The organism is Pseudogracilibacillus amylolyticus (SeqCode) (assembly GCF_051918545.1).
Lineage (GTDB): Bacteria > Bacillota > Bacilli > Bacillales > Amphibacillaceae > Pseudogracilibacillus.
This window is the reverse complement of sequence record NZ_JBPPZG010000191.1, coordinates 1-7,445: the sequence shown is the minus strand read 5'-3', so window position 1 is coordinate 7,445 and position 7,445 is coordinate 1. Positions and strand designations below refer to the sequence as shown.

Here is a 7,445-nt window from a genome sequence, read left to right as displayed (position 1 = left end):
GTTATTAGTCTAAGAAATTCTGTTACAAGTGTTGACGGACAAATGAGTACAAGTGAAACACTTGAAAAGACAAATATCACCCCATTTATTGATGATTTAGAGAATACAATCAGAGCCCTAGAACTTTTAATTGAGTATAAAGCAATGTTTCAAGCTGATTTGGAAGTTCTTGAAGATGTTGGTGAGAAAATTAGAGAGAAAGATTTACAGCTGTCACAAGTGCAGCAACACGATATAAGAGATGGATACCAACCGATTCGGACGTAAAGGAGGGAAAGGAAAATGGGACATAAGGTAGAAATGTCGGAAGTTACCTCTTTATCAAATAAAGTAACAACAGCTTATAATGAGGTTGGATTAGGTTTGGAGACAGTTATTGATAATATTAATGCGATTAGGAATATGGAATCATTCTCCGGTAAAGCGGCTAGTTCAGCAAAAACTTATTTCGGTGATTTTCACGTTACAGTTTCAAACGCGTTTCAAGTACTTTTTAATGATTTAAACGGAAACCTAAAAAAACATATCGACACATTTCATTCGAATGTAGATTCAAGTGCAACAGCTATTGTGCAAATGGATTATTTGGAGGAAATTAGACAAGAGATTGATTTAGAATATAAAAAATTACAAGGGTTTGAACAAGGCGTTTTAGGAGTGATTGACGATGTATCGGATATTGTAAGTATCAGTAAGCCAACATTGTATAATATTACAAATGACTATCGATCAGCAGTAAAAACAATTGATGAATTGGATAAAAATATAAACTCCTTTACTAAGAAAGGAAAAAGTCATAATACTACTACGAAAGAACTTATTCATAATATAGAAGTAGCTATGAGAAAAGCTAATGCAGCCCTAGGTGGTAAGGATCCTTTCGGAAATTTTGATCATGGGACAGCCAATTCCGGGATTATAGCTTTAAAAGAGACAATAAAATGGATGGATAGAGGAAAAGACGTAAGGGATGCAATTAGAGCTGACAGAGTGAAAAATAAGATCCCTACTCCAAATGTGGAAACAAAAACTACGAAGGAAACTGTTAAAGATATAGCCAAAAATGCGGGGAAAAAATTTACTCAGGGAATTAAAGACGGAGCAAAAAAGGTTGCAGGATTTGATAGTGGTAGGCGAGCTTTGGGTCCGATTGGGGGAGGCTTAAGTTACTACAGTAATTATCATGATGCAAAAGCACAAGGGTTAAAAGGAAAAGATGCCCATATATATGCTGCAGAAGATACAGCGATCGATATAGCATTAGGTTCTGCCTCTGTAGCGGTAGCGGGTGCAATTGTTGCCGGTGCTGCCGCGGTGACAGGAGTTGCTGCAGTTGGAGCGGTTGCAGTTACTGCAACGGTCATTGTAGGATGGGGAATTGGGAAATTGCTTGATGTTGAGTTTGGTAAAACGAAACAATCTGTTTCTGATCGAGTAAAAAAAGGATATCGTAAACTGAAAAGTTGGTTTTTCTAGAGGAGGATTTATTTTGCATAAAAGATTGGATAGGCTAGAAGAAGAGGACTTCGCACTTTTTAGAACATCATTTGAATCAGGTAGGCAAACTCCAGATAATTTGAGAAATGTACTCCTCGTAGGAATAATTGGTCAGCTGTTGTTCGGTCTTGGGATCTTCGCAGCAGCTGATCCGACAATGCATCCAGAGTATAATAAATCAATCCTGTTAACGATACAATATGTGTTTACTTTTATATTAATTATACTATCAATTATTTATGCAATTCCAACTATCTATTATAAAAAGCAACAAGGTCAGTTAATAGTAGGGAGTCTTATGTTATTAAATTTTATCAGTATTTTTCCTTATTTTGCTGCGCTTTTTATGTTGGTTCGGTCAGTGAATCTTACTGAGAGGGCATTTATTACTTTAGCTGTAGGTGTTTTATTATTAGGGATTGCCTTTTTAGTCGCCATAATCATCAGGTTACAGCGGTCGCTTGAAAGAGGAGAATATCGGAAAGACTCTACAATACATCAACATGAGAAAGTGTTGGAAAGAGATCGTTCTACATTGTCAAAATTACCCGAATTTATTATTGCAGCAATAGGTCTCGTGTTTATTCTGCGGTTTTTGTTTGATGGTTTTTTAACTGGATATATTGAGAATATGATCTTTGTTATCCTGTTTTTCGCAGTTTTTTTTATGGGAATGTATTTATTTGCATATTCTATCATATCCATTTACTGCAAAAAACGTTTCTCCAGTTTTAATTTTGATAAAGACGGAAAATTACAGCCTTGGGGAAGTGGAGATAGAACTAAAAATGGATAACGCATAAAAGGTATGCCCGCTAACGAGGAAGAAGGAGGTTTTTAGGTGAAATTTGAAATACGTTCATTAAATTTTGATAAACTATTAGTTTACGAAACAAAACAATTAAGAACAGGATGGCAGGAAGGTATCTTTCTTATGGAGGACTTTACCCTAACTACAGATATTTATAAAAATGGACCTGTATTTTTCTCCGTCCAATCAGAAGAAAATGAAGATAAATTTGGTCATTTTACATATTACTTACCAATCAATGAAACGGTTAGTTTAGATGATGTAACACACTTCCGTTTCATAGAAAATTTATGTATTGATGAAGCACTTGTACTTCGGCAGGCAGACCAGGAAGCAAATTTTCATGCAGCATATCAAAAGGTAAAAGATTATGGAAAAGAAAAAGGGATGGAATTAGAAGATAAATTTTACTGTGTGTTAATCGAAGTATACGGGGATATCATCATTGATATATATGTTCCTATTGAGGATAGGAGCAAAAAAATATGATTATCCCAAATCACCAAATATCTTATCAAAATGTAGTTTCAAAATATTATAACTTTGCACCTGATGAAATTGGTGAGGCGATTAGTGATTTCAATCAGATCCTTAAGAATAACAATTACAACGCAGAGGGCTCTTTGTTCTATTCTATGATTCATGAACCGACAGACGGTGTGATGACTGCAGAAATTTTCTTGCCAATCGAAGAAAACAATTTCGATAACAAAATAGATGAACAAATGTATTTCCGTAGCTACTTTTGCATAACCCCAATGGTAATGACGCGTGTTAAAGAAGATTTTGGCAACCAAACGATGCAAAAATATATTGAATTGGCAAAATATATGCAACAGAGAGGATTTAAAGCTAAAACCCCCTTGTTTGTTGAATTTAAAACAAACTATAGTGGTGATACTTATATGGAAATGAGTATAGGGTATATATAGAAATGCTTATTTATACAACACGGATTTAGAACAAAGAACACCGGTATTTTTTGGCTTGATAAGAAAGTTTAAAACTTTCTTGACTCGCTCACTGGCTAAAAGCTCGGGCGTCCTGGGACTGCGCTTACTCGTCCCATCGAAGGGCATTTGCTCTTTCGTTCGTCCCACCGTAAAGATTTGTCTCAGGCACAAGTAACTAGTACGTCAATCACTCGTAAGTGCAATTAAGGATTTCGCCAAGGCTTGGTGATAAGCAAGTTTTCTAAAATTTAAAACGACTAATAAAGGAAAGCATTATCTAGAAATGAGTGTAGGAATAAAAAGGGAGCTGTTATTTTGAAGAAATTAATTTTGATTGTATCGTTTATTTTAGTTCTAGGTCTAGCTGCTTGTGGAAATAAAACAAGTAATGATACAAGTGATAAAGAAAATGAAATCGATGAAGTGGAAGTAAAAGAATCAGAAAATAATAATTCGGATGACTCAAACACAGAAGGAAAAAATCAATATGAGGGTGAGGAATTGGCTGAAGGAGAAGAAAAAGAAGACTTAACTCTTCAAGTATTAAAAGTTGATGAGGAAGATGGAATAACGATAGAAAATAATGAATTTTATCAAGCTATTCAGGCTGAAATAGAGAATGACCCTAAAATGGGTGACCAGGATGATTTTAGTTTACTACCCTTAGACGTAGCTTATTTTGAGGATGATAGTATTTCTCTAATGTTTTTAGCTATCAATCGATTAAAAGATCCAATAAAAAATATTGCTTTTGATTTAACTCTTGGAAATCAAGACGGAGAATATATATTCGAAAATTATGAAATAGATTTAACAGAGGACTATATTGGTGTACTTGAGAAAAATGGTGCTATACCATTCTTTGTAGATATTAATGAAGAAGATGAAGAAATATTTTCCACATTAACTGATGAAAATGTGCATATGGAAATGGATAATTTTAGAATAGACTTTGTTGAATAAAAATGTAAAAGCCATAGCGAACTTGCTATGGTTTTTAAGTGTGATAAAAACAGATAATTTGTTCGCTTTACGAAAAAGGAGTAATCGTTCTTGTTTAAAATTCTAGATAGACTGGAAGAAGAGGATTTCGCACTTTTTCAAACATCATTTGAATCAGGCAGACAAACGCCGAATAATTTGTGAATGTACTGAAACCAATGTCGGTAAAGAATTGGAGAAGCGGTTAAAGGCTTGTTTAGAGGTCCGAGGTCCGTATTTGGATAACTTAAAGGTAAGTAGGAGATAAAAATGAGAAAAAAACCTGTTCCATTTTATGCGGAAATGACTAAAGGAAAAAATGCATTTACTTTATTTATCGATCCAGAAACCAAAGAAGTATATAGAGCGAACCATAAATCCATTAATCAGATTTTCTATTGGATTGCATTTGTGCTTATTTTAGCCTTGTTGAGGGCTGCTAAAGCAATTCCAATAACCTTTGAACATCCAGTTACCCTGTTTGCTTTTACGCTAGTTACAATAGTAATCGGAATGGGAATTGGTATTTCCTTTTATAAAGGGACAATTGGAGAGTTACGACATTTGGATATTTCTATAGAGTCGATTAAGGATTATATGCAGGATGGGAAAAAGCATTATAGAAATGAATTGTTAATGGCGGCACTTTTATTCGCTATCTCGATTATTTTTACAGTTTTATTTCTTATTTATCTTTCCTTGATCTGGCTAATAGTATCATTTTCCTTTTTTCTTATTTTAGGTTGTATTATAGGTAATATTTCGTTAATAAGATACCAAATATTATTTAGAAATAAATTGGAATTTGATAAAAACTAACTTTATAGAAGGAGCATTAGGTTAATGGATAGAATAAAAGGTGGTTTTCGTAAATTAAAAAGTTGGTTTAGCTAAAGGGGAATTTTTAAAAATGATTTATCGTCAATTAAACAAATTGGAAGAAAGAGACTTTGCCGTATTACGGGGACCGTTGGAATCAGGAAGACAAAGCCCAAAAACTATTGGGGGAATTCTAATATTATCAGTGTTTTTACAGGCCCTTTTATTTTCTTTAACATATCTAGTTGCAGGTGATAATACGAAATTTCCTTATAAGGATATCTTGTTTTATATACATCTTGTAGGAACAGCGATATTAATTTTATTTTCAATCTTATATTCTATTCCGTCCCTTTATAATAGAGGACAGAAAATTCAATATTTCATTTCAATATTAGTTTCACAAAACTTATTTGGTATTATGCTTTTTATTAGTTCTCTATTTTTAATTGGCTCAGATAGGTTATTTATTATAGAACAAACCAGATTAATTCAGATAACACTCATAATGGTTGGCCTTGGAATACTAACGTTTATCGTAACTTTTATTCGGTTTTATAAACTATTAAGAAAAGGAGAGTACCGTTTAGGTTCCAAGAAGGCACAATTAAGAACAAGATTTGAAGCCAAATCTTTAGTATCTTTTGCAATTATTGCTGGAACAGGGATCTCTTTACTACTACAGTATATCTTTAAAAACATGATAAGTTCAGATGGCAATGTAATAATGGTTATTCTTTTAGGCCCTCTAGTTTTTTATACGATGTTATTTGTCTTACCCGAACAATTAGTTATTTTATATTGTAAAACTCGTTTTGATAGTTTTAATTTTGATAATGATGGGAATTTAAATCCGTTGTCCAATGAAATGAATCATGCGAACGAACATTAGAGATGATCATTTAACCTTATTTCAATCTAAAACTTTGTTAATTTAAGAAGGTGTAAAGAGATTGATCTGTAAAAAATTAAATAATTTGGATGAACAAGATTTTGCAGTGTTAAGGGTTCCGTTTGAGTCTGGGAGACAAAGCCCTAAAAGCCTTGGAGGGACATTGCTTCTAGGTATTGTCTTTCAAGTATTGGTGTTATATATGGTATATGACATATCAGAAGGGAATTCATTATTTCGTATTAAAGAAACTATATTATTAGTTTACTCGACTTTTTCTGTAATCTTAATATTACTGTCGATTATCTATTCTATACCAGCGGTGTACATGAAAGGTCAGAAGATGCAATATGCTACCGTAATATTAGTATCACAAAACATTGCCGGAGTATCATTTTATATCGTATCCTTATTCCTAATTGGCTTAGAAAAATTGTTCGTAGTAAACCAAAAATCACTTTTTACTATCATTTTAGTCACAAGCAGTGCTGGTATATTAATATTTATAATCACATGTATTCGATTTTACTTTTTATTAAAAAAAGGAGAGTATCGACCTGGATCAAAAAGAGCATCACGGAGAGGGAAAATTGAATTAAAATCTTTAGTTCCAGTAGCAATTATAGCAGGTACAGGATTGACTTTATTTATGCAATACACATTCAAAAACATAGTTAGTATTGACGGGAATACAATTTTCCTGATTATCCTTGGTCCCATATTATTTTACATTATGTTATTTGTCTTACCTGAACAATTAGTTATTTTATACTGCAAAACTCGTTTTGATAGTTTTAATTTTGATAATGATGGGAACTTAAAGCCGTTGTCCAATGAAATGAATCATTCGAACGAACATTAGAGATGATCATTAAACCTTATTTCAATCTGAAAGTTTGTTAATTTAAGAAGGTGTAAAGAGATTGATCTGTAAAAAATTAAATAATTTAGATGAAGAAGATTTTGCAGTGTTAAGAGGTCCGTTTGAGTCTGGGAGACAAAGCCCTGAAAATTTAGGTGGGACATTGGTATTGTCGATATTTTTTCAAGTTCTATTGTTTTTCTTAATTTACGTAGTTATTTCAAGCCATACAATATATCCTTATAAAGAAGTCTTATTTTATCTTCATTTGGGGGTTACAGTTATTCTAGTAATTTTATCGGTCATTTATGCTATTCCTAGTGTTTACATGAAAAACCAAAAAGTACAATATTTCATCGTAATATTAGTTTCTCAAAACTTGGCCGGATTTTTTCTTATAGGATCACTGTTTTTAATAGGGTCTGACTTGGTGATAATTCGGACGGATTATTCACTGTTGATTATTACCTTGTTAATAATCGCTTTCGGGATATTAATTTTTTTAGCCACTTTTATTCGATATTATATATTACTGCGAAAAGGTGCATACAGATTTGAATCGCAAAAAGGGAAGTTACGAAGCAGGTTTGAAACAAAGTCTTATTTACCAGCGGTTATTATCGGTAGCAC

10 protein-coding genes are annotated in these 7,445 nt (G+C 32.9%); all 10 read left to right on the top strand.

The window, feature by feature from the left end:
• Positions 1-267: TIGR04197 family type VII secretion effector (locus tag ACPYKA_RS16765; protein ID WP_479543358.1), on the top strand; the 267-nt coding region annotated here is incomplete at its 5' end.
• Positions 268-282: 15 nt separating this feature from the next.
• Complete coding sequence (locus ACPYKA_RS16760) at positions 283-1,476, top strand: T7SS effector LXG polymorphic toxin (protein ID WP_479543357.1); 1,194 nt, start codon at positions 283-285, stop codon at positions 1,474-1,476.
• 13 nt (positions 1,477-1,489) lie between these two features.
• The gene (locus ACPYKA_RS16755; RefSeq protein WP_479543356.1) at positions 1,490-2,293 is read left to right on the top strand and encodes a hypothetical protein; all 804 of its coding nucleotides are present in this window, start codon (positions 1,490-1,492) and stop codon (positions 2,291-2,293) included.
• 45 nt (positions 2,294-2,338) lie between these two features.
• Entirely contained in the window at positions 2,339-2,797 is a 459-nt protein-coding gene (locus ACPYKA_RS16750; RefSeq protein ID WP_479543355.1) for a hypothetical protein, read from the top strand.
• Complete coding sequence (locus ACPYKA_RS16745) at positions 2,794-3,240, top strand: DUF5085 family protein (RefSeq protein WP_479543354.1); 447 nt, start codon at positions 2,794-2,796, stop codon at positions 3,238-3,240. Before ACPYKA_RS16750 ends, ACPYKA_RS16745 begins: the two co-directional genes overlap by 4 nt.
• Positions 3,241-3,576: 336 nt before the next feature.
• A complete protein-coding gene (locus ACPYKA_RS16740) occupies positions 3,577-4,224 on the top strand; it encodes a hypothetical protein (RefSeq protein ID WP_479543353.1) in 648 nt (215 codons plus the stop codon).
• A 288-nt stretch (positions 4,225-4,512) separates the two neighbouring features.
• Positions 4,513-5,061 (top strand): hypothetical protein, encoded by a 549-nt coding sequence (locus ACPYKA_RS16735; RefSeq protein WP_479543352.1) that lies wholly within the window; start codon positions 4,513-4,515, stop codon positions 5,059-5,061.
• 91 nt (positions 5,062-5,152) lie between these two features.
• Positions 5,153-5,953, top strand: a complete 801-nt coding sequence (locus ACPYKA_RS16730; RefSeq protein ID WP_479543351.1) for a hypothetical protein — start codon at positions 5,153-5,155, stop codon at positions 5,951-5,953.
• Between the two features lie 61 nt (positions 5,954-6,014).
• Positions 6,015-6,815 (top strand): hypothetical protein, encoded by an 801-nt coding sequence (locus ACPYKA_RS16725; protein WP_479543350.1) that lies wholly within the window; start codon positions 6,015-6,017, stop codon positions 6,813-6,815.
• Between the two features lie 61 nt (positions 6,816-6,876).
• Positions 6,877-7,445: hypothetical protein (locus ACPYKA_RS16720; protein WP_479543349.1), on the top strand; the 569-nt coding region annotated here is incomplete at its 3' end.